This window comes from Paenibacillus sp. J5C2022, assembly GCF_025567625.1.
In the GTDB taxonomy this organism is placed as follows: domain Bacteria; phylum Bacillota; class Bacilli; order Paenibacillales; family Paenibacillaceae; genus Pristimantibacillus.
Map to the genome: position 1 here is coordinate 64,965 of NZ_JAOQJC010000010.1, position 23,140 is coordinate 88,104.

A 23,140-nucleotide genomic window follows, 5' to 3' on the forward strand; every position below is an offset into this window, starting at 1 on the left:
GGCGCTGGAACCGGGTAGATACGAGAAAGAACAAATAATGAATACGGTGCAAAAAAACGTTACACAAGCGAACTTACATAGTTCGCTACTCCAGACTTTTCAAATATTCGCCGGGCGAGACGCCGATATATTGCTTGAAAATGCGAATAAAGGTATTGGTGTTGTTGCAGCCGACGATAGAAGCCACTTCATGAACCTTGTACGTTTTTTGATTAAGCAGCTCCTTGGCCCGTTTGGCTTTCAACGTATTCACGTATTGCTTGAAGTTAATGTCCAGCGAGTTTTTAAGCAGCTTGCTCACATAGCTTTCCGACAAGTTGAAGTGGCTGGCGATATCCGTCAGCGATAAATCTTTATCGAAGTGCTTGTGGATATAAATAAAGATGCGGGAAGCGGTCGAGCTGTCCAGGCTGAATTTGTCTTTGTTGCAATAGTTGAAAATATGCTCGAACAGGCCAATGGCCTTCTCGGAAAAGGCGGCCGCGCCCACGTCCATGAACTCCTCCAGCGCATTGGGATATTCCTTGACGAACTGATTCAACGTTTTATTGTTGGTGTTGAGGCAGCGTTTGAACGTAGTCAAGAGCGAATGCTTCAAGCTCGACAGATTGGCCGGAGCCAGCTTGGCCTGCTTCTCATTCTCTTCAATTAAATTGCCGAGCAGCTCGTATGCCTTGCCCAACTCGTTCGTGCTTACATAGTTAATCAGGAAGCTCTCGATTTCCAGCGGATAGTAGCAGACGGCCTCCTCCGCATAACCGGCTTCCCGGGAAGTCATCACTTTATTCACCGCGGCGTATTGATGGTTGCCTAAGCGCAACAGCTCCTGCAGCCCGGAAGTCAGCTCGGTGAGTGGATAGGCCTCCGATATGCATATCGTAATGTCCAGGGACAAGATGCTTTCAATGCGGTGTATGATATGCTCGGCGATCTCTCTGAGACGGTCGGAATCCAGCGTACGGAAGAGAATGCAATATTTATTGCGGTCCAGAGGCAGGACGAAGAAGGGCTCCTCCTTCCCCAGCTTCTCTTCGACCCTATCGTGGAAGGTAGCCGACAGATGAGGCGCAGGAATCGTATGCGCTTCCAAGCCTTCGCATTCCAACAGCATCAGATTCAGCCGATCTTCATAGACTTCCAGATTCAGAGTCTTTATATTATCCTGGATGAATCTCTCGCTTGCTATGCCATAAATGACTTTTCGGAAGAAGTCCTCGCGCAAGTGCGCTACCGAATGCTCCAGCTTGTTTTGCAAGGAGTGGTTCAAGGAATAGACTTGCTCAATACTGGATTGAATGTAAGCGAGTTCATGAATTTGATTGATTTGATCGCCGTGGGCTTTATTGCGCTCATCCAGAAATTGCAGCAGCTGCCGAATGGGCTTGTAGCTGGATCTGGTAGCCATATATGCGAGAATAACGCCGAACAGCAGAAGCAGCATGCCGGGAAATAACGCTGTCTTCCATAACGCGGCAAAGATGGTGCCGAACGAAGTTAATTCGCTTGAGTACACATATTTCAGATTAGGAACCAGCTTCGAATGATGCACATAATGAATTGTCGATCCCCATCTGACCGGATTGTGATCCATCTGCGCATTCATGCCGTCATCCATAGTCAGCAAGTTTTCATTCAGGCCATTGTGTTCTCCATAGGAAGCGACCAGTTCATCCGTGAATAAATAGAAATTGCCCTCCGGGTTATCGGCCGACTTGGGCAGCAATGAATCGCTGTCGACGACGATAAAGAAATAGAGCGGCGCAAGCCGGGAATGGACGGTTCGGTGAATCATGACAATTTTATCCGGCTTTGTTGCCAAGGATTGCGGAATGACATAGGTGTCGGCGGCCAGAGCTTCGTGTTGGGACTCTTCAAAGCGGTCCAGTGCAGCGGGCCGGATGCCAAGCTCTTTAAAGTAATGGTCAACGCTGAAGGTGCCAGCGCCCGTAATGATCATATCATCCGTCAGTTTCGTAATGCCGAGCGTGAAGCCGAGCTGTCCGAATCCGTGCAATTGTTCGATCAGGTCGTTGTACAGATTTGCAATAGTGAGGTAGTTCGTATCGTCGCTGTAACGGTAATCGATCAAGCTTTGCAGCGTAGATATCTTGTATACGAATTCCATTGCCGTTTGGATTTTGAAGTCCGCATAATTGCCGGCTTGGTCAGTGTAGAGCTGGTAGCTGTGGTTGTTTTGCGCGTCGAGCATTTGATAGCTTTTGTAAAAAATAATCGATGACGTGATGATCGAATATAGAAGCACGATAACGATAAACAAGGTCAGCATCTTGTATAGAAACTTCCTCTTTACGATCATGTCGCGAAATCCCCTTTTGCGTAATCTACTGATGTCTCTAATTGGCTGTCTAGCTTCGGATTTTCATATACAGTCTACATTACTTTTACGTAATCTTCAAAAGCGAAGCAGCGGAAAAAGGGAGCATACACATTTCTTGACGCCGCGGAAACCCTTGCGGGTAAGCGCTTTTACAGTTAAGACAGGCTCGTTGTATCGATTTTTTGTTCATCTTCAAAACAGGCATACAATTAACGCTTTCTATCCAAAAACGATAAAACGGGGATGAAGACAAATAATAATGATATCGCTTTCATCGCCGCTCGTATACGATGCGGGTAAGGCAAATTAATTGACAAGGCTGCCATGCGGCTGAGGGAGGTGAATCATTAGCATGAACAACGCAAGTCAGTCCGAGGCTTCAATCGAACCGTCCGCGATGCTGAATAGGAGGAAACCCGGGAGCAAGCTTGGCGGTTACTTCCATGATTTAAGAAGAGATATATTCAGAGACCGCATGCTATATTATTTGCTTATTCCGTTCCTCATTTGGTTTCTTGTGTTCAAGTATTTTCCGATGTGGGGCATACAGATTGCTTTCAAGGACTTTAGCTTATTCAAAGGAATAGGCGACAGCAAATGGATCGGCTTCGAGTATTTCAGTGAATTTATTGGAAGCGAGTACTTTTTGCGCGTATTTAAAAATACGGTCATTATCAGCTTGTACGGCTTGATCATATGTTTCCCGGCGCAAATTATTCTGGCTATTATGATAAGCGAGGTTACCCGCGACAAATTCAAGAAGGTCGTGCAAACGTTAACTTATTTGCCGCACTTCGTATCGGTTGTCGTCATTGCGGGAATCGTCACGACCTTTCTGTCGCCGGAGAGCGGTCTGATCAATCTTATACTGGTGAAGCTGGGATTCGAGGAAATCTACTTTCTGACCAATCCCGATTACTTCCGGGGCATTTATACCATTATGAACTTGTGGAAGGAAACGGGCTTTGCTTCCATCGTCTTTATCGCCGCAATCGCCGGCATTGATACGCAATTGTACGAGGCGGCGAAGATGGACGGCGCCAACAAGTTCAAACAAATACTTCATGTGACATTGCCGGGCATTCTGCCCACGATCGTAGTGATGTTTATTCTGAAAATCGGCAGCCTGCTGAGTGTCGGATATGAGACGATTATTCTGCTCTATCAGCCGGCAACCTATGAGAAGGCTGATGTAATCAGCACTTATGTATATCGCTCCGGACTGCTTGACGGCAGATACGATTTCGCGACAGCCGTCGGGCTGTTCAACTCCATTGTAGCTCTTGTGCTTGTTGTCGCGGCGAACAGATGGAGCAAGAAAGTAACGAATGCAGGCTTATGGTAGGTGACCGATATGATTGAATCAAGAGGGGAAAAGGCTTTTAAAATCATCAACAACGTATTGTTGGCCATCATGGCCGCGGCGGCGCTCTACCCGTTCGTATATGTATTATCCGCTTCGATAAGCTTGCCCTATCATGTCGTAACCGGCAAAGTGCTCCTGCTGCCTCAAGGGTTTACTCTTGACGCTTACAAACAGGTGTTGGGAAATTCCGATATATGGATCGCCTACGGAAATACGATTTTCTATACAATAGTAGGGACGGCGGTGTCGATGCTTTTCACGATATGCGGCGCGTATGCCTTATCGAAGAGACGCCTTCGCGGACGAAAATGGTTTACGATCTTCGTGACGCTCACATTATGGTTTGATGCGGGGATGATCCCGTTTTACTTGACCATTAGAGATTTGGGGTTGCTGAATACACGGACAGGCATTATTATCGCTTTTGCCTGCAACGCCTTTAAAGTCATACTGCTGCGTACAAGCTTCGAGGCGCTGCCCGATGAGCTGGAGGAATCGGTGAAGGTGGACGGCGGCAATGACCTGCATGTGCTGGGCTATGTGTATTTGCCTCTCGTGAAGCCGGCGCTTGCGACGGTCGGTTTGTTCTATGCGATAGAGCGGTGGAACGGCTACTTCTGGTCCATGATTATGCTGACGGACATGGATAAAATTCCGCTGCAGGTGTTATTGAAGAAGATGATTGTGGAAAATGACATTCAGTCGGAATTTGCGGCAGCGCTGGATTTTGCGTCTACTGTCTCGGCAGAAACCGTCACTTACGCGACAATCGTTGTTTCTATACTGCCGATTGTGCTGGTGTATCCTTATATTCAAAAGTATTTTATTAAAGGCATGCTGGTCGGAGCGGTGAAAGGCTAGACAATATAAAAACTGCGGGGTGCAATACGATGAAGATGAAAAAATTCGTTAGTGTGTTGGCGGCAACAACGGTCTTGACGGGGGCGCTTGCGGCGTGCTCCTCTTCGCCGAAAAATGCGGAGCCGGAGCCGACGCAATCCGCCGAGGCGCCGGATCAAGGAAACGCCAACGAGAATCCTTATCTCGCTTCGGAAAAACCGTTGAAGCTCACGGTTCATATGGGAACCAAGGATTCGGGCGTATTCAATAATGATTGGCCGATATTCAAGAAAGCGGCGGAATTGACCAATGTTACGCTTGAGGGCACATTGCCGGTAACTGTGTCCGATTTCAGCGAGACGTTCAGCATTGTCATCGCTTCCGGCTCGCTTCCCGATATTATGCAGGCTTTGTCCAAGGACTTCTTGCAATACGGACCCGAAGGCGCATTCCTGTCGCTTAACGACTTGATCGATGAGCATGCTCCTCATCTGAAGAAGTTCATGGAGGAGAATCCGCAAGTGAGAAGCGCGGCATCGGATAACGACGGCAACATGTGGTTCATCCCGTTCATCGCGGACGGCGAAGCGGAGAAGGGATGGTTCATCCGCAAGGATTGGCTGGAGACGCTGGGCCTGGAAGAGCCGAAGACGGTCGATGAGCTGTACAAGGTCATAACGGCGTTCGTGAACGATGACCCGAACGGCAACGGCAAGAAGGATGAGGTGGGCTTCTTCCATAGAAATACCTCGATCGGCATTGAAGGGCTGATGGCGCTGTGGAACGCTTATCCGAGCTTCCGCGCCTTCGACGATCAAGTCATATTCGGTCCGCTTGAGCCGGAATACGGCGACGCTATGGCGAATATGGCCAAGTGGTATAAAGAGGGCCTTATCGACAAAGAGATCTTTACGCGTGGCGGCAAAGCGAGAGATATACTGCTTGCGGACAATCTGGGCAGCTTGACGCATGATTTCTTCGCATCTACGGGCAACTACAACGAGCAGCTTCAAGGCAAAATTGAAGGGTTCCGCTTCGAGCCGATGCTGCCTCCGGCAGACGTGAACGGCGTTGTGAAAGAGCCGTCAAAGCGGGATCGTGCCAAAAACTACGGCTGGGGAATCTCGCATAGCAATCCGGACCCGGTCGCAACCATTAAATATTTTGACTTCTGGTTCTCAGAGGAAGGAAGACGGATGGCCAACTTTGGGATCGAAGGCGATACTTACAACATGGTAGACGGCAAGCCGATCTTCACAGATATGGTGCTGAAATCGGATAAAGCGCCGGTGGACGTCATTCGCGAGACGGGAGCGCAATCGAACTTCGGCTTCCAGCAGGATTATTTCTACGAGGAGCAATGGACGCTTCCGCTTGCCATGGAAGGCATTAATCAATATAAAGAAAATGATGTGTTCATGGACAAATATCCCGTACTGAAATTTACAGAAGAAGAGCAGAACGAACTCCAGAAGCTGAGTCCCAAAGTAGACACCTATATTGTCGAAACGAGGCAGCAATGGATACTGGGAGCCAAGCCGGTCGATCACGCGGCATTCGTCAAGGAGCTTGAGAAGCTTGGTGCACGTCGTCTGGTCGAAATCAATCAGGCGGCTTACGATCGCTATATAGCCGAGCTGAATCAATAATCGGGAAGGGAAAAGGCTGTAAACCGGATGCATTCATGAGCTGTAGTCAAGCGATGAAAGATGCTGAAAGGTTTACAGCCTTTGAAAAGGAGATGAGCGCTTGAGCTTGCAAAGTTGGCTGAAGGAGCCGATGTCCTCATCGGAGCTGCTGAACCGATTGCGCTCCCGGCTGGAGCCGATGGATGCCAAGGCAGACTACATTGCCCGTCATATGCCGGAGCTGGCTCGGGATACGATCGCTAATGCGGAATTGGCTTATCAGGGGATGATTAAGCTCCCTGGCACGGGAGGAGTGAGGGAATTTGTCGGCAATCCGCCATGCTGGCTGGAGCGCAGGCATAATGACAACGAGTACCTATGGCAGCTTAACCGGATGAACCATTGGCAGGATCTGTTGGAGGCCTATTCCTTGACGAAGGAGGAGAGATACGGGCGCAAGGTCGTCGATGAGCTGCTGGACTGGATTCAGACAGTGGAGATAACGGAAGACCTGCTGGATCGGCCGCTGAGCTATTATAGTGAGTGTCATCCGCTTCGGGCATTGGAGCTCGGCATTCGCAGCTATAAGACATGGCCGCTAGTGCTGGAGCATCTGGGACATAGCGAGCTGTTCACCGCCGAAGTGCTGGAGCGATATATAGCCGCCGTCCGCATGCAAATGATCATTTTGCGTAAAGTGTCGCCGCAGTTGTGGCCCAATGCGGATCATAATCATTATTTGATGGAATGCCTGGGCATCTTGACCACGTCGCTTTATTTCCCTGAGCTGAAGGAAGCGGAGGAATGGAAAGCGTTCGCGATTGATGGCATTGAGAAATGCTGCATGGCGCAGTTGACGGAGGACGGTGGACAGATCGAGGGCTGTCCGTCGTATCATAACGGCTGCATGTTCTGGTTCGGACTGGCGGTCGTGCTCGCGAAGCGGTTCGGCTTCCGCTTCTCGGAGGCCTATATGGAACGATTCAGGAGCAATCTGGATTATTCGATCTATTCGCTGCGGCCTACGGGGAAGTGCGTGCCGGTCGGAGATTCGCATGCCAATCATCTGGCGGTTATGGGAGGCGTATACGGTTATTTCGCCTTGGACGACAGCACATGGCTCGGGCTCGCCGCGAATCTGATTGATGCGGCAGAGGTCATGCGGGAGGCAGGCAAGCATGCATGGCGCGCGCTTGACGTGCGGCAGTTCGCGGAGGATCTGCGCATCGTGCAAGACAAGCCGTTTCAATGCGACAAGCGGACGACCTTCTGGAATCGCACGCTGCATCAGGCGATTATTCGCAGCGGCTGGGATACCGAGGCGCTCAGCTTCTTGTTCACTTGCAGAAGTCCGATTCAAAATTTCCATGCCCATATCGATCTGATGAGCTTCGACTTTACGGCGCTCGGCAAGGATATGGTGTGTGATCCCGGCATTTTCTGCTATCGGGACGATGAGGACCGCAAACAGTTCAAAAGCTCGAACTATCATTCCACGCTTTTAATCGACGAGAGGGATCACTTCGAGTATAGGGGCTCATTCCATTACGGTCCGCAAAAAAACGGAGAAATTTATAATGTGGATAACAGGGAGTTTTATCAAATTGCAAGCGCTTACCACTTGAATTACGAGCCGATCGTCCATCATCGCCATATTGCGCTGGTCGATAGCCGATTCATCGTCGTTGCGGATCGTGTGGAGGGGCTGGAGGGGAATAACGTTCAACGTTATTTCCACCTGGATTTCACCGATGTGCGGGAATGTCCGGGCGGTGTCATGGCAGCAAGCGATATCGCTAATCTGGCCATTTATTCGAGCGGGCTGGAGCGGCCGGAGTTCCTGCCGGGCAGATTGTCGGATACGAACGATGTGGCGAGACCGGCTACGAGAGTCCGCTTCCAAGGCAGGTACAGCGGCACGGCAGTCATGCTGACGGTGCTTATTCCGTATCAAGGCGAAGAGCTTCCGGAAGTGCGGATACGCGAAGCGGAGAGCGGCGTCTTCGAATTCACACATGAAGAACGTTATCGGATTGCCGTATATGGCAAGGATATGCGGATTCATAAATGACTCTGAGAGGAGCAATGAGAATGTGTAAAAAAACGTATCGATTCATCGGTGTACTGTTGTGTATGGTTCTGGGGATGAGCGGAATAACGGGCGCCGCGCTTCCTGCGTCGGCAGAAGCGAATATTGCCGTGCACTTGTATGACGATTTCGAGGATTATGCGAAAACGGGCGCTCCGCCAAGCGGCTTCGAGATGACAGGCAATGCTGCCGTGAAAAGCTCAAGCGGCGCGCTTCGGAACGAGCATACTGTTCCCAACGGAACGAGCGTGTCTCTTCGTATCGAGGAAAGTGTGCCCGATCAGCCGGATGCAGGATTAGCCAAGCGATTCGGGGCGGACGATCTGACCGGCGAGCTTATAGTCGACTTCGAGATAAAGCTGCTTGATCGCAACGGCAGCCGATTCATCGAGATGAAGGATAGCGGCAACAAAGGCATAACGCTCGCCAGTATCGGCACGGATGGCATGCTGAAGCTGGGAATGAGCAAGGTTCCGCTGCAATTGAATCAATGGCACAGACTTTCCTTCGCCATGAATGTGGAAGGAAGCGCCATGACGGCCTCTCTTTATGTGGACGGAGAGAAGAAGCTGGATTCGATTGCGCTGAACAACAGCAATCAAGCGGCGGGGATGAATTATATCAGAGTAAGAGCCAAGAGAGTATCGCCGGCCGATCTGCAGCCGGATACGGAAGGCAATCATAACTTTACCACTTTGCTTGATCAAATGCGGGTGTATGAGGGCTCTGAGCTGAAGACGATGGAAGAGCTGGAGGAGCTTCAAAGACCGGAATCGCTGATGGATTTCGACAATGAGCTGGGCATTTCGATTCAGGATCGGCTGGCCGGCGCACTGGCCATGATGCTGAATAATCCCAATGCGGTCATGGACAATGTCAGAATGGTTAACGCATTCAATGAACAGACTGAGCCGCACAAGGTGGATGGAACCGTCATCGTGCCGCTGCGCCGAATTGGCGAATTATTTGGTATCGACGTGCAAATAAGCGGCAAAAGCGCCCGTGCGAAAGTAAACGGACAGATGAATGTCGTGACGAAGAATCATGCCGTTATTGGCGGCGTCGTTCATCCTACCGAGCATATTGCATTTATTGCCGGCGAGGTGCTGGTGCCGCTTGATATGGCGGCAAGCATTTTGCAGAAGCAGGTCTATACGGATTACAAAGGCAGGGGGCTTATCGTCATAGGCGACGATGCGCAGCCGTTCGACGATGCGCTTGACCGGGCGGACGAAAATATAAAGCCGAGGGACAATGAGAAGTTTTATATTGAGGAAGCGGTAAAGCAGATCGTGTATGATCGCCCGAGCGGCGAGCAAGCGATGAACCGCCTGATCGACTACAATGCTCCGCATCCGAGAGTGCTGGCGACGTCCTCCGATTTCGACCGGATTAAAGCCATGCTGCTGCAGAACGAGCCAACGATTGGCAAGTGGTACGAGGATATCCGGAAGCAGGGTGAAAAGCACCTCGCCATGCCGCTCCCTACCGACGACCTGCCGGACGGCAGACGCATGATCGGCTCCAGGCAGGTCGGACCGCTTGTGATCAATCTGGGCATGCTCTATCATCTTAGCGACGATGCGGTCAAGAAGGAGCAGTACAAGCAGCGCATATGGGATGAAGTGTATGCCGTCTCGCAATTTCCAAGCTGGAATGAAGACAATGAATTTTTGAATACGGCGGAGTTTATGGAGGGCGTGGCGATCGCCTATGACTGGCTGTACGATGCTTGGACACCTGCCCAACGGCAGCTGCTGGAAGAGGCGATTGTTCAGAAAGGATTGATTAAATCTCTAGAAGCCTATAACAAAAATGTATGGTGGATTCATACTTATCCCCGAGCGAACAACTGGAATGCGGTAAGCAACGGCTCCACGATACTGGCCTTAATGGCAATCGGGGACGTGGACAAGTCGATTGCGCTTCCATCAAAAGAAACGGTGACGATGCAGCAGTTCGGAGGCAAGATACTGGATATTGCCTTCAATGCGCTGGAGGACTTTATCCTGCTGGAGTTCACGCCGGATGGCGCATGGGCGGAGGGGCCAAGCTACTGGAAATATACGTTGGAGTATATTGTCCGCTTTATTTCCTCAATGGAGACGGCGCTCGGCACCAGCTACGGCTACGATCAGACGCCCGGGCTGGACAAGACAGCTTACTTCCCAACCTTCTTAAGCGGAGCTGTGGGTTCGCTTAACTACGGCGATGCCTCGAACAATAAAGTCATCTCCGCGGAGGAGCTGTGGATCGCCAAGACATACGGGGACAGGCTGCTGGCTTCCGTTCATCTGGACAACAAAGTGAAATACAGAAACGCAGGATCGGAATTGGAAATGCTGTGGTACGAGCCAAGCTTCTATATGCCCGGTCAGATGCTTGAGCTGGATCGTTATTTCAGCGGAACGGAAGTGGCGACATTCCGAAGCAAGTGGGATGACCCTGCCGCGACCTTCCTTGGCCTTAAGGCGGGGAACAACGTTGTGAGCCACGGCCACTACGATCTGGGCAGCTTTGTCTTCGAAGCGCTGGGCCAGCAGTGGGCGATCGATCTGGGCAAGGACGATTACAATCTGCCCGGCTATTCCAATTACGACAAGGAGCGGCTGACGTATTACCGCCTGAATCCGGAAGGCCACAATACGCTGGTTATTAACCCGGATGGCGGCGCGCAGCAAAATATTAAAGCCTTCTCGAAAATAGAAAAGACGGAAAGCAAGCCGCTGGGCGGATTCGCAATCGCCAATCTTGCCGAAGCATACGACGGGCAGGTGTCCGAGGCGAAGCGGGGCGTCATGCTGGCTTCCAACCGGATGAGAGCGACCATCCAGGATGAGGTTCAATTCCTGTCTCCATCGACAGCCTACTGGTTCATGCATACGGAGGCTGAGATTGAGATCGGCGAGGACGGCCAATCCGCAGTGTTCAGCAAAGGCGGGGAGAAGCTGTGGGTCGGCTTGAACAGCGACGCCCGCGACGAGTCCGGCGAGCCGGTATCCGCCCGATTCGCAGTGATGGATGCACAGCCGCTGCCGGAATCTCCGAATCCGGCGAATCAGAATGCCAATGAGGGCATTCGCAAGCTGTATGTCAAGCTTGACGGAGTGAAGGAAATGCGCTTGACGGTAACGATGATTCCGATTGTCGGCGCTGCGGAAGACATGGATACGACAATCGTTCCCATGCCGCTGGGGCAGTGGAGCATTGCGGACGGCGATCTCATTGTTCCGGTTATTCAAGGGGCCGGCATTGACGGCAAGGCTGTCGAAGGCTTCGACGAGCGGACGTTCAACTATACGATTGCGTACCCGCTGGATTATACGGATGTCCCTGACTTGACATTCACGTATGATCAGACTCGCTATCAGGTTCAGGTTGTGCCGGCGGATGAGGTGCCGGGGGTAACGAAGCTGATCGTCTCTTCCTTGCAAAGTCCGGAAATTAAGAGCGTCTATTATTTCCATTACAAGCTGGTTCCTATGAACGGCGAAGAGGAGCGATTGGCGGAGCTTCCAATCGCGGCCGTGTCCGCCAGCGCATCGCAGGCTGACAAAGGCAATACGGAAGACAAAGCGATAGACGGCAATTTCGATACGTACTGGGGAGCCGAGGGCGATCAATGGATCATGTTCGACCTGGGTGAAGCGCGAACGCTGAACAGCGTCGGCATTGCATTCATACGCGGCAACGAGCGCAGCTTCAAGTTCGACATCGAGACTTCTATGGATGGCGTCTCCTGGTACAAGTCATTCTCCGGGCAAAGCAGCGGCGAAACGCTCGCTCTTGAGAAAACATATGTCAGACAGCATGATGCCCGCTATGTGCGGATTACGGGTCATGGCAACAGTATTAATCAATGGAATTCGTATGCCGAGGTTCGCTTATATCAATTGCAGCAATAGCTGCAGCAAGAAGAGGGGAAGAGAGTATGAAGCTTTTATGGGGAGATTTGCATAATCATTGCGGCATTACTTATGGATTCGGCGCACTGGAGCATGCGCTGGAAGCGGCGAAGAGCCAGCTCGACTTCTGTGCCATTATCGGTCACGCGATGTGGCCGGATATGCCGGGCAGAACGGACGCAACGGCTTTCCTGGTCGACTTCCACAATGAAGGATTCGCCAAATTGCGAGAGGATTGGGAGAACGTTCGCTCCAAGGTGAAGGAAGCGAACATTGCGCATGAATTCGTGACCTTCCAGGGCTATGAGATTCATTCCAGCGCATTCGGCGATCATCATATCTTGTCGCCAAGCGATGAGCTGCCGCTGGAGTATGCGGCTTCGCCTCAGGATCTGGCCGATCAGCTGGCTGCGTATGACGCCATCGCCGTGCCGCATCATATCGGCTACACGCCAGGGTATCGCGGCATTGACTGGGAGGCATTCCGTTCCGATATTTCGCCGATTGTCGAGGTGTTCTCCAAGCATGGCTGCGGCATGTCGGATTCCAGCAGTTATCCTTACTACCATACGATGGGGCCGAAGGATTCCCGCAATACGGTACTGACCGGGCTCAAGAAAGGAAAGAAATTCAGCTTCGCCGGCTCCACCGATCATCATGCAGGCTATCCCGGTTCATACGGCGACGGCAGGGTGGCCGTATGGGCGAAGGAGAAAACGCGCGAATCGATATGGGAGGCGATCAAAGCCGGCCGTACATATGCGGTAACGGGAGACAAGATTGCCTGCCGCTTCTCCGTTAACGGCGCCGAGATGGGCAGCAGCCTTGAAACCTCGGAGCCGAGACAGCTTGTGTTGGATGCGGAGTGCTGCGACTACATCGACAAAATCACCATTTATAAAAATGCCAAGCCATGGAAAGCGTTGGCGGGCGAGAGCTTGGTGCGTAAGGAGAGTCAAGGCGGCATTGGAACCTATAAAGTGCGAATAGAGCTTGGCTGGGGCAGCGAGAGAGAGGGGTATAGCTGGAAGGCGAAAGCACGGGTTAGCGGCGGCAAGCTGCTGTCGGTGGACAGCTGCTTCCGGGGCCAAAGCGTGTTGGCGCCTGAGCCCGGCATGCGGGATAACCCCGATATGAACAAGCTGGGCAATGAAATCGTGGCACAATCGGAAGAGGGTCTTGCCTGGACCTGCACCACCTTCCAGAACCCTTCTACCCTGCATCCGGCAACGGCGGCGGTTGTGCTGGAGATCGAAGGCGACGAAGCGACCAGGCTTGCCGTTCAGGCTAACGGTATGGAGAAAGAAGTAAGCGTGGGAGAGCTGCTGGAAGGGTCAAGGTCGATGCATATCCATTCTTACAATTCGGAAGCGCTGCTTATTCATCGCGCCGTTCCGAAATCCGCTTATCAAGTGCATCTGGAGTGGAGCGACACTGAAAAAGAGCTGGAGACGGATGTGTATTATGCGGAAATTCGTCAGGCGAACAACCAGTTCGCCTGGATATCGCCTGTGTTCGTCAGCTAGCTATACGATGCAATGTCTCATCTGGAAGCCTCCCATTCACATTCCTCAGCTCGCGACAGGAGCAAGGTACGCTCACGCTCGTTGCGGGTAAGGGAGGCGGCATATTGGAAGGCGATGCGGGCTTCCTCGTGGCGGCCCAGCCTCGCCAGCATGTCGCCGCGGACGCTCGGCAGCAGATGATACCCGTCCAGAGAGGACTGCTCCTCCAGGTTATCGATGATCTGCAGACCGAAGGCGGGACCGAACGCCATCGCGATCGCGACGGCCCGGTTCAATTCGACGACCGGCGATGGAGCTGTGAGGGCAAGCGCTTCGTACAGAGCGGCGATGCGGGGCCAATTCGTCTCACTCGCAGTGGGAGCTTGCGCATGACATGCCGATATCGCGGCTTGCAGGGCATAAGGGCCCGGTGTCCGGCTAATTGCGCGGCTGCGCTCCAATGCGGCAAGGCCGCGGCGGATAAGCAGATGATCCCACTGTGCCCGATTCTGATCCATCAGAAGAATGGGTTGTCCGTCACGTCCCACCCGCGTCTTCAATCGGGAAGACTGAAGCTCCATCAGGGCGACCAGTCCGTGAGCCTCCGGCTCTCCGGGGGCGATCGCGGCCAGCATCCGCCCCAGGCGCAGCGCTTCCTGACATAGGAGCGGCCGGACCCATTCCTTCCCGGACGTGGCGGAGTAGCCTTCGTTGAACATGAGATAGATGACTTCAAGGACGGTCGCAAGCCGTTCTTGAAGCTCATCTCCTTCAGGGACCTCGAACGGAACGTCCTTCTCCTTAAGCGTTCGCTTCGCTCGTACAATTCGTTGCGCGACTGCCGACTCGGCAGAGAGGAAGGAGCGGGCAATCTCCTCCGTCGTCAGTCCGCATAGCAGCCGGAGCGTCAGGGCGACGCGCGCTTCCCTCGACAAGATGGGGTGGCAGGTCATGAAGATGAGTCGCAGCAGATCGTCTTCAATTGTATCTTCGCCCGTATACAGCTCATGAACCTCCGTATGCCAATCGGTATTGCGCGCGACCTCCGTGTACTTCCGGTCACGCAGCCTGATTCTGCGCAAATAATCGATCGCGCGCCGCTTCGCCGTCATCATGAGCCATGCGCCGGGATTATCGGGAATGCCGGTATCCTGCCAGCGTTCCAGGGCTGCGACCAGGGCATCATGGGCGAAGTCCTCCGCAAGAGCCACGTCGCGCAGCATGCGAGTCAATGCGGCGATGATCTTGGCCGATTCCATTCCCCATATCGTCTCGATCTGACGATAGGCCTGCATACCGGGAGAGCGGCTCACGGCTTGCTCTGACCTTGAAGCTGCTGGCGCAGCACGGTTTCCTTCTCCAGCAAGTCGGGATTATCCATTAAGTCTTCCACCTCGAATACGGGTCTAAGCTCGATCTCCCCTTGTCCGAAGCCGTGAGGGTCCGGCATGCGCAGCGCCCATTCGATAGCTTCTTCCCTTGATTTCACTTCAATCAGCGTATAGCCCGCAATAATTTCCTTCGCTTCCGTGAACGGGCCGTCGGTTACCTTAGGCTTGCCCCCCTGCTCGGGATAGGAGATTCGGATACCGGAGGAGCTTGGCTGCAGGCCGTCCGCGGCCAGCAATACGCCGGCTCTCACCAACTCCTCATTATACTTCTGCATCGCTTCAATTAACTCATGGCTCGGCTTAACGCCCGCCTCGGAATCTGTCGTTGCTTTTACAATCATCATGAATCGCATATGTTTATTCCTCCTTATTATTGAAAAACGGATTGCATTCGCTTCATCACCATCTGATAGCTTCTTCGATAACGACTGCCTCTGTTCCTGCAAGGTGGGATATCATCGGGCTGCGGCTTCGGCGCGCAGGCGGACGGCAAGCGCCGACAGCCATCCGAAGGCGGCAATTCCTGCGGAGCCCATAATGGCACCGATCCAACTGCTTGCACTCATGCCCCAGACAATGAGCGCTATGGCAATAATGCCGGAAGCCATCGAGCAGACGCTCCAGCGGCGCTCGCCGATCGCGGCGAATCTTCGGGCATGTACGAAGCTGGCTGCGATCAGACAGATGAAGGCGATGAAGAAAGCCATCATGTGCACAGCCGCTTCATTGCTCATTGCGGCAGGCATGCCGTCGGGAGCGCCTGGGGGAAAGCCAAAGCCGGGGTCAGGCTTGAACAGGCCGGCCATGATCATGCCAACGCCATAAATGCCGATCAGAACAGCTCCCCATGTTCCGCCTTTGCCGCCGCGCAGCAAGCCTCGTATGCCTATGGCCATGAGCAGCGCAAGCAATCCTGCAAGAACGAAAGCGGCGCTCTGCATCCAGCCGAGCTCTCCCAATGTGAGATTGCTAATGGCGTGATACTTGAGATTGAAGCCTGTTCGTGTCAAAGCCTGAATGATGGATACGGCATAAAATAACGGGGCAATTGCCACGCCCCCTGCCAGAAGTGTTCGCACGACGGGTGACGTTCTTCTCGCGGTTACTTGGATGTGCATAGGGATTGTTCCTCCTGGAAAAACGTGATAAGTTCCTGGCTAATCAGTCCTGCGTTCAGCTTCTTCGTATGGCCGAGTCCCTTCTTGCTCAGCAGGCGCGCATTCGGCAAGGCGCGGGCGGCGGCTTGTGCAGCGTGCCGCAGCGATGCGGGGCTCTCCGGCCCTTCCATCACCAGCGCAGGCATGGCGACGGAGCTCCAGCGGCTCGCCGGGAGCGGAGCCCCGCGGAAATAGTCGTTCAGCAAAGCGGCGTCGTAAGGGAGCGTATGAGCAAGCGCGACGAGCTTCGACCATACGCCCGGCATCATGCGCATCATGCCGACGATGAAGGAGGGGACGCCCATTCCTTCGGTCATGAAATACTTTACGGCTTCCGCCCTGCGGTCGCCCGCTACAAGCTCGCTCAGATGCTTCTTGAAGTCGGCGGGCGGCTTGCGGTCGCTTGGATCAACAATGAACGGCGGCTCGTGAAGCACTAATCTCGTGATGTTCAGCCCTCGAGCGGCTCCTTCCAGCGCCAGCACCGCTCCGGATGACAAGCCCCATACATGGGCGGAGCCTCCGGCCTCGCGAATGAGCGCCCCGAGGTCTTCAATCTCGCGCTCTACTGCATAGGGGGCAGTATCACCGCTGTCGCCGCGGCCGCGGCGATCGTAGCTGTAGACGGTGAAGTGCCCCGCGAGCAGCTTCGCAAGCTCGATTTGCGCAGGGAATTTGCGATAGCCGAATGCGCCCGTTACGAGAATGAGCGCCGGTCCTGTTCCGATTTTGTCATATGCGATTTTGGTTCCGTCTTTCGATTTTGCAATGTTCATGTTCATAGTCATGGGAAGTCTCCTTTGCCTGTTTACTAAGACTACGAATGAGAAATGGGGAAATCGACATTGTTTGAAAATAAATTTTAATTTTTTTTATTAGGTTTGAGCCTCGCGAAAAAAGGTGCGATAATGACGATATCGAATGGACGGAATGCACGTTGGCGTAAAGTGGATGGTGAGGAGAGAGAGGAAATACGATCAACTGTACGGAGGATTCAGAAATTAGTATTAGTCCAGGTTGAAAGGGGAATACGATGTGATCACAGGCGCTTCGCTCAGCAAGCGGCAAATTAAGGAGTTATGCGGAAACACTTCCTATACAAGGGGAATGAACGATCAGATTATGCGCAAAGTGCACAAGCTTAGCTATGACCCCAACGAATTCACCTATCATGCGGTTGTAAGAGGGAGCAGCAGCTATCAAGTTGCAGTTATGATTGATGAGCATACGATGGATGTGGAGGCGCAGTGCAATTGCCCGGCGTTCGCGACCTCCTACCAATACTGCAAGCACGTGGCCGCTGTCATGCTGGAAGTCGAGGAGTTGGTCAGCCTGAAAGAGAAGGTATCGCAGCCTCGACGGAATTCATCCGTTGCCCAGCCGGCCAAGGATACGGCCGGACTATCATGGCAAGAACGACAAGTATCCGAACAGCTTTTAGCCTTATTCGAAGCCGATAGCCATACGAACAATAATGCAGTGGTCAGAGAAAATAGTTGGCGAGACGAATTAACGACGGAGTTTATTTGCAAGATGAGCACAGGTTATCAAGAGTCGGTAGAGATTGAGCTTAAAGTAGGCGTTTCGAGGACATACGTTGTGCACAAGATAAAAGATTTCCTGACCAAGCTTGCCTCAGGTCAATCTTATCCGTTCACGAAGAAGTTTACATACGATTCCGACGTTCATGTATTTCGCCAGCAAGATGAAGATGTCTTGAAGCTGCTTCATGAAATCTATGGTATAGAACAGTGTTATAAGAAAAGACAACAATCTTATCCTTATTCTATAAGCAATGGTGATCGCGCTCTGTTTATTCCTCCTGCTTTTTTTCAACAATTACTGAAGCTCTTAAAGGAGACGAATACGGAATATACGGTGAATGGACGAGCTTGCCCCTCCCTTGCTTGGAAGGACGAGCCGCCGCCCATCACATTCGGCATTGAGAGAGGACGACAAGATAGAGAGTATTGGTTGTCAATGACAGGCATTCAGGAACTGTTGCCGATACATGCCTATCAATTGGCAGTAGGGAAGCAAGGCGAGATGTATAAGCTCGGGCAGAGCGAGTTAGCGAGGCTTCACCGATTGCAATCCATTGCTTCCGATACGGGAACAGGAAAAGTGGCGATTCCCGCTGCTCAGTTGGAGCCGTATTTGAATCAAGTCATTCCCGGGCTTAGGCAAATTGGAAAGCTCACGATAGATGCAAGGGTAGAAGAGCGCATCGTCAACGAACCGCTTCAATCGCATGTGTATCTGGACTATCAGGACGGTCTGCTTCGCGCTAAAGTCGAGTTCCAGTACGGGAAGCACGTTATTCCATGCTTCGTCGACAATCGAAAGGAAGAGACGACAGAAGTCGTCATCTTGCGGCAGAAGGAAGAAGAAGCTGCTATTCTCACCCTGTTGCGGCATGCCGGATTCCAGGAGAAGCGAGCCGAGCTTGTTCTCGACTCCGAGGATGGGCAATATGCATTCCTGTATGGAAGCTTGACTCATCTGCAGACTGTGGCCGAGGTATATGCGACCAATGCGGTGAAGGCGATACAACCGGAACGGAGAATGATTCCGAAAACATCCGTTGAGGCCGACCATTCGTTGAACTGGCTAGAGGTAACATTCGATATGGAAGGAGTGAACCGCAAGGATCTGCTCAAGCTCCTGCAATCCATTCGTGAGAAGCGTTCTTACCACCGATTGTCAGACGGCGCTTTCGTCTCCCTTGAAGATGAAGCTTTCAGGGAAATTGACCGTTTATTCGATGAGTTGGGGATGACGAAAGCTGAGTTGAAAGGGGGCAAGGTGCAGTTGTCTCTTGTTCGCGGACTTTCACTGGCTGAGTGGTCCGACTCGCGTCGCGGCAATGTGAAGCTGGGCAAATCGTTGAAGCGTCTTCTTCATAATTTGAGATATCCCGATAATCTGGAGTTCGAGCTGCCTGCATCTATAACGGGTGTTTTGCGCGATTATCAGCTGACAGGATTCCAATGGATGAAAATGTTGAGTTACTATGGTTTCGGCGGTATATTAGCCGATGATATGGGCTTGGGGAAAACACTCCAAAGCATCGCTTACATCGTATCGGAGCATGATGCACGGCCATTGGCGAATCAGGCCTTGCCGCCGACGTTAATTGTATGTCCAGCATCTTTAATGTTCAACTGGAAACATGAATTTGCCAAGTTCGCGCCGCATATAAGGTGTGCAGTTATGTCTGGCACTCGTGCCGAGAGGGAGTCATTGGCGGAGCGGGTTGATCAATTTGATGTTATGATTATATCGTATCCGCTGCTTCGCAGAGATACGGATTTATATGAGGAACGGAAATTCCATAGCATCATAATTGATGAAGCTCAAGCGATAAAGAATCATACGACACAGACAGCTCAAGCGATTAAAAGTCTTGTCGCCAAACATCGCTTCGCATTAACAGGGACCCCGATTGAAAATCGCATAGAGGAACTGTGGTCGATTTATAATGCCATCTTCCCGGAATTGTTTGCAGGCAGGCAATCCTTTAAGGAGCTGTCGCCAGAGCAAATCGCTCGAAAAACTCGTCCGTTCATGATGAGACGTCTGAAGAGGGATGTGCTTACCGAGCTGCCGGATAAGATCGAAACGCTGCAGACGTCGGAATTGATTCCAGAACAGAAAAAACTATATATGGCTTATTTGATGCGATTGAAAGAGGAGACGGTTCAACAATTGAATGAGGCGGGCTTTCAGAAGAGCCGATTGAAAATTCTTGCGGGGCTCACCAGACTCCGTCAGCTTTGCTGTCACCCTTCGTTGTTCGTTGAAGACTATGGCGGGAAGTCAGGCAAGCTGGAACAGCTAATGGAGATGATTGAGGAATATATGGACGTTGGCCGCAGAGTGCTTGTGTTTTCTCAATTTACCGGAATGCTGTCCATTATTCGCGAAGAATTGAATGCTCGAAGCTTTCAGCACTTCTACCTGGATGGTTCCACGAAATCAAGCGAGCGTGTAGAGTTGTGCAGACGATTCAATACAGGTGAGCGCAGTATTTTCTTAATATCGTTAAAGGCCGGCGGAACGGGGCTGAATCTTACCGGAGCAGATACAGTCGTATTATATGATATGTGGTGGAATCCCGCTGTTGAACAACAGGCAGCCGATCGCGCCCATCGAATCGGGCAACAAAATGTGGTGCAGGTCATTCGGATGATGACAGCAGGAACCATTGAAGAAAAAATGTACGAGCTTCAGCAGGAGAAGCGGGACTTGATCGATAAAGTCGTGCAACCGGGTGAAGAACAATTGTCCGCATTATCTGAACAAGACATTCGGGAGCTGCTGGCATTATAATTACATCCAGAGGAGAGATAGCATTGGCTAATCCGGATAAGAAAGCGGAAGAATGGAAGAAGGCGAAGAAGCTATGCCGATTAAATGAGGAAACGGTTCGCATGGCGAAGGAAATGGGGTTGAACCCCCGGAGTCTGATAAAGAACATACCTGCTCCCAATCAACAGTGGAAAGCCCCTGTGCATGTATGGATTCACGAGTTGTATGAGGAGCGCCAGGAGAAAGCGGCAAAAAAAGCCGCTGCGAAGGTACGTCAGGCAGATCCGGGGAAAAGAGCAGTTACTGGCGGTAGCGAACAAGGAGCGCTGGAGCATGACTAGTCAAGGGCAGACGCTAAAACAATTATTAGCTGCATTAACGAAAGACGAGCTTCATCAAATTCGGAAAAACTTGAGGATAAAGGGAGCTAGTCAGTTGAATAAGAGCGAATTGGCAGCGTGTCTTGCGCGCGATATCCCGTTCTATGTGAATGTGGCACTGCATCGCTTCGACGTGCGCCGGTTAGAGGTGCTCCAAAAAGTTCTGGATAGCCCTGTAGGAGTAGCGGTCGAGGAGCTTGTCATATTCGATGATATAAATATCGGTTATTTCATGGCATACGGTCTCCTGCTGCCGGATGCTGCAAGAGAAGACCGGATGTGCGTGCCTTGGGAGGTTCGGCAGGAGCTGACGGACAAGCGTCTGAGAGAGTACAGCGATGTCATTCGGCGAAATACGCAATGGACCAAGCTTGCCAAGGGCTTGCTCTACTATTATGGATATGCCAGCTTCGATTTGCTGGAGCGGAAGATAGAAGAATATACGAAGCGAGAAGTTTCATCTGTAGATGTAATGGACATTTTGCTGGACTATTCGCATTTTGATGAAGGTATTATTCCTTTTGGCAGAGGGTTCACTTACTATATGGCGGATCAGGAGGAGGTTGTCATGGAGCATGCGGCTCGTTCGGAGTTGGAATATGCCCATCTCCCCAGGAAGAAAGTCATGCAAGCGGCGGAAGAAGAGGATGGTTATGTCGAGCGGAATGAAAGCTACTTGAAGTTGGTGTCGTTCCTGACGAGTCACTATGATATCCAGCGAGAAATGGCAGACCTCATCGTAGAAGAAAGTGTAATGGCGATAGTAATGGGCAATTCGCCGAACGAAGTGCTGGCCGATCTGTTAGGACAATTCGACGCGCCATCTATGGAAATCATGAAGCAATTGACGGATTTGTTCTTTACGTTATACCATGCGACACCGCAGTGGGCGTTGAAGGGTCACTCGCCTAATCAGATGTCAAACATGAGGGAAGAACAAAAGATTGCTCCGTTGCGAGCGGAAAACAAGATCGGCAATGTGTACAGCATGCAGACGAAGCAGAAGATAGGGCGCAACGATCCATGCCCATGCGGCAGTGGGAAGAAATACAAGAAATGCTGTGGCGGGTAAGTTCACGGTAATAGCGGTAACAAGAAGACAGGGATACCTTGGCGGTGTCGATGTCTTCTTTGCTTTTTTTTGAGGCGAATCCGCATGCTGTCGGGCTTCGCAAATATTGCGCAGCCGATCAAATATTGTTGCTTGCCTCATACGGAAGCGACCCTTTAACATAAATCTTGCGGAACGGGCCCGGAATTTTCCGTCATTTTCAGGTGAAAGGGGTAGATCATGAAGGCCATTGAACAATCGAACAGCAGACGCTTTTCTTTTCGCTTTCGGGAGAATATGCAGCTTTATCTCATAATGGTTCCTGTATTGATTCATATTTTCATATTCAGTTACATTCCCATGTATGGGATCATTATTGCTTTTCAAGATTACTACCCGGGAAAACCGTTTTTCTCGTTTACGGAAACCAACTGGGTCGGCTTCAAGCATTTTATTGAATTTTTCAACGGTCCTTATTTCGGCCGATTGATGCGCAACACCTTTCTGCTCAGCTTCTACTTCCTGCTGTTCGGATTCTGGATTCCGATTCTGTTCGCGCTATTGCTGAATGAACTGAGGAGTGGCGCATTCAAAAAATTGATCCAGACGGCAAGCTACTTGCCTCATTTTATTTCGACGGTTGTCGTAGCGGGCATGGTGTTATCCTTCATCAATATCGACGGAATTGTAAACGCTGTCATCAAATTGTTCGGTGGAGCGCCGATTGCCTTAAATACAGAACCGGGCTACTTCCCAGCGATATACATCATAACAAGCATATGGAAGTCATTCGGCTGGAGCAGTATTCTGTACTTGGCATCCATGTCTTCCATCGACCCTCACTTGTATGAAGCGGCCAAGATGGACGGAGCTAACCGATTCAAACAAATGATGCATATTACGCTGCCTTCCATACGTCCAACGATCTTCATCCTGCTGATCTTTGCCATCGGCAACCTGCTCACGGCGAACAGCGAGTTTATTCTCTTGATTTATAATCCGATGGTATATGAGACAGCGGACGTTATCGGCACTTATTTGTACCGCGACGGTCTGCTGGGCGGCAACTTCAGCTTGGGGACGGCAGTCGGACTGTTTGTATCGATGATCAACTTCACGCTGCTGTTTATCGCCAATCACTTAAGCCGCAAATACGCCGATTACGCCTTGTGGTAAGGA

15 protein-coding genes are annotated in these 23,140 nt (G+C 51.6%); 10 read left to right on the forward strand and 5 right to left on the reverse strand.

What is annotated here, in order from left to right; genetic code table 11:
- Positions 1–85: 85 nt before the first annotated feature.
- Complete coding sequence (locus M6D81_RS10140) at positions 86–2,317, reverse strand: helix-turn-helix transcriptional regulator (RefSeq protein WP_262676763.1); 2,232 nt, start codon at positions 2,315–2,317, stop codon at positions 86–88.
- Between the two features lie 373 nt (positions 2,318–2,690).
- Here M6D81_RS10140 and M6D81_RS10145 point away from each other — a divergent pair, with 373 nt between their 5' ends.
- The 6 genes from M6D81_RS10145 to M6D81_RS10170 all read left to right on the forward strand — a co-directional run bounded on the left by M6D81_RS10145 (position 2,691) and on the right by M6D81_RS10170 (position 13,692).
- A complete protein-coding gene (locus M6D81_RS10145) occupies positions 2,691–3,683 on the forward strand; it encodes an ABC transporter permease (RefSeq protein ID WP_262676764.1) in 993 nt (330 codons plus the stop codon).
- Positions 3,684–3,692: 9 nt separating this feature from the next.
- Positions 3,693–4,565, forward strand: a complete 873-nt coding sequence (locus M6D81_RS10150; protein WP_262676765.1) for a carbohydrate ABC transporter permease — start codon at positions 3,693–3,695, stop codon at positions 4,563–4,565.
- A 29-nt stretch (positions 4,566–4,594) separates the two neighbouring features.
- Complete coding sequence (locus M6D81_RS10155; RefSeq protein ID WP_262676766.1) at positions 4,595–6,193, forward strand: extracellular solute-binding protein; 1,599 nt, start codon at positions 4,595–4,597, stop codon at positions 6,191–6,193.
- A gap of 100 nt (positions 6,194–6,293) precedes the next feature.
- Positions 6,294–8,243: an alginate lyase family protein gene (locus tag M6D81_RS10160; protein ID WP_262676767.1), complete on the forward strand. Its 1,950-nt coding sequence runs from the start codon at positions 6,294–6,296 to the stop codon at positions 8,241–8,243.
- Between the two features lie 20 nt (positions 8,244–8,263).
- Positions 8,264–12,166: a discoidin domain-containing protein gene (locus M6D81_RS10165; protein ID WP_262676768.1), complete on the forward strand. Its 3,903-nt coding sequence runs from the start codon at positions 8,264–8,266 to the stop codon at positions 12,164–12,166.
- A gap of 26 nt (positions 12,167–12,192) precedes the next feature.
- On the forward strand, positions 12,193–13,692 hold the full coding sequence (locus M6D81_RS10170) for a DUF3604 domain-containing protein (RefSeq protein ID WP_262676769.1): 1,500 nt from the start codon (positions 12,193–12,195) through the stop codon (positions 13,690–13,692).
- A gap of 17 nt (positions 13,693–13,709) precedes the next feature.
- Here M6D81_RS10170 and M6D81_RS10175 read toward each other — a convergent pair whose 3' ends face one another.
- The 4 genes from M6D81_RS10175 to M6D81_RS10190 form a co-directional block, all read right to left on the reverse strand.
- Complete coding sequence (locus M6D81_RS10175) at positions 13,710–14,966, reverse strand: RNA polymerase sigma factor (RefSeq protein WP_262676770.1); 1,257 nt, start codon at positions 14,964–14,966, stop codon at positions 13,710–13,712.
- 14 nt (positions 14,967–14,980) lie between these two features.
- A complete protein-coding gene (locus tag M6D81_RS10180) occupies positions 14,981–15,415 on the reverse strand; it encodes a YciI family protein (protein WP_262676771.1) in 435 nt (144 codons plus the stop codon).
- A 102-nt stretch (positions 15,416–15,517) separates the two neighbouring features.
- Positions 15,518–16,180, reverse strand: a complete 663-nt coding sequence (locus M6D81_RS10185) for a DUF998 domain-containing protein (RefSeq protein ID WP_262676772.1) — start codon at positions 16,178–16,180, stop codon at positions 15,518–15,520.
- On the reverse strand, positions 16,165–16,995 hold the full coding sequence (locus M6D81_RS10190; RefSeq protein WP_410795717.1) for an alpha/beta fold hydrolase: 831 nt from the start codon (positions 16,993–16,995) through the stop codon (positions 16,165–16,167). Before M6D81_RS10190 ends, M6D81_RS10185 begins: the two co-directional genes overlap by 16 nt.
- Positions 16,996–17,254: 259 nt before the next feature.
- Between M6D81_RS10190 and M6D81_RS10195 the strand changes: the two genes are divergently transcribed.
- From M6D81_RS10195 to M6D81_RS10210, 4 genes are all read left to right on the forward strand, one after another.
- A complete protein-coding gene (locus M6D81_RS10195) occupies positions 17,255–20,551 on the forward strand; it encodes a DEAD/DEAH box helicase (protein WP_262676774.1) in 3,297 nt (1,098 codons plus the stop codon).
- 23 nt (positions 20,552–20,574) lie between these two features.
- Positions 20,575–20,871: a hypothetical protein gene (locus M6D81_RS10200; protein WP_262676775.1), complete on the forward strand. Its 297-nt coding sequence runs from the start codon at positions 20,575–20,577 to the stop codon at positions 20,869–20,871.
- Positions 20,864–21,982, forward strand: coding sequence for a YecA family protein (locus tag M6D81_RS10205; protein ID WP_262676776.1), 1,119 nt, complete (start codon positions 20,864–20,866; stop codon positions 21,980–21,982). Before M6D81_RS10200 ends, M6D81_RS10205 begins: the two co-directional genes overlap by 8 nt.
- Before the next feature lie 219 nt (positions 21,983–22,201).
- Entirely contained in the window at positions 22,202–23,137 is a 936-nt protein-coding gene (locus tag M6D81_RS10210) for an ABC transporter permease (protein WP_262676777.1), read from the forward strand.
- The last annotated feature ends 3 nt before the right edge of the window (positions 23,138–23,140 follow it).

Coding starts and splice junctions, on each gene's coding strand:
- M6D81_RS10140 (WP_262676763.1), bottom strand. CDS start 2,317: ATGATCGTAAAGAGGAAGTTTCTATACAAGATGCTGACCTTGTTTATC.
- M6D81_RS10145 (WP_262676764.1), top strand. CDS start 2,691: ATGAACAACGCAAGTCAGTCCGAGGCTTCAATCGAACCGTCCGCGATG.
- M6D81_RS10150 (WP_262676765.1), top strand. CDS start 3,693: ATGATTGAATCAAGAGGGGAAAAGGCTTTTAAAATCATCAACAACGTA.
- M6D81_RS10155 (WP_262676766.1), top strand. CDS start 4,595: ATGAAGATGAAAAAATTCGTTAGTGTGTTGGCGGCAACAACGGTCTTG.
- M6D81_RS10165 (WP_262676768.1), top strand. CDS start 8,264: ATGTGTAAAAAAACGTATCGATTCATCGGTGTACTGTTGTGTATGGTT.
- M6D81_RS10170 (WP_262676769.1), top strand. CDS start 12,193: ATGAAGCTTTTATGGGGAGATTTGCATAATCATTGCGGCATTACTTAT.
- M6D81_RS10175 (WP_262676770.1), bottom strand. CDS start 14,966: ATGCAGGCCTATCGTCAGATCGAGACGATATGGGGAATGGAATCGGCC.
- M6D81_RS10180 (WP_262676771.1), bottom strand. CDS start 15,415: ATGCGATTCATGATGATTGTAAAAGCAACGACAGATTCCGAGGCGGGC.
- M6D81_RS10185 (WP_262676772.1), bottom strand. CDS start 16,180: ATGCACATCCAAGTAACCGCGAGAAGAACGTCACCCGTCGTGCGAACA.
- M6D81_RS10190 (WP_410795717.1), bottom strand. CDS start 16,995: ATGAACATTGCAAAATCGAAAGACGGAACCAAAATCGCATATGACAAA.
- M6D81_RS10205 (WP_262676776.1), top strand. CDS start 20,864: ATGACTAGTCAAGGGCAGACGCTAAAACAATTATTAGCTGCATTAACG.
- M6D81_RS10210 (WP_262676777.1), top strand. CDS start 22,202: ATGAAGGCCATTGAACAATCGAACAGCAGACGCTTTTCTTTTCGCTTT.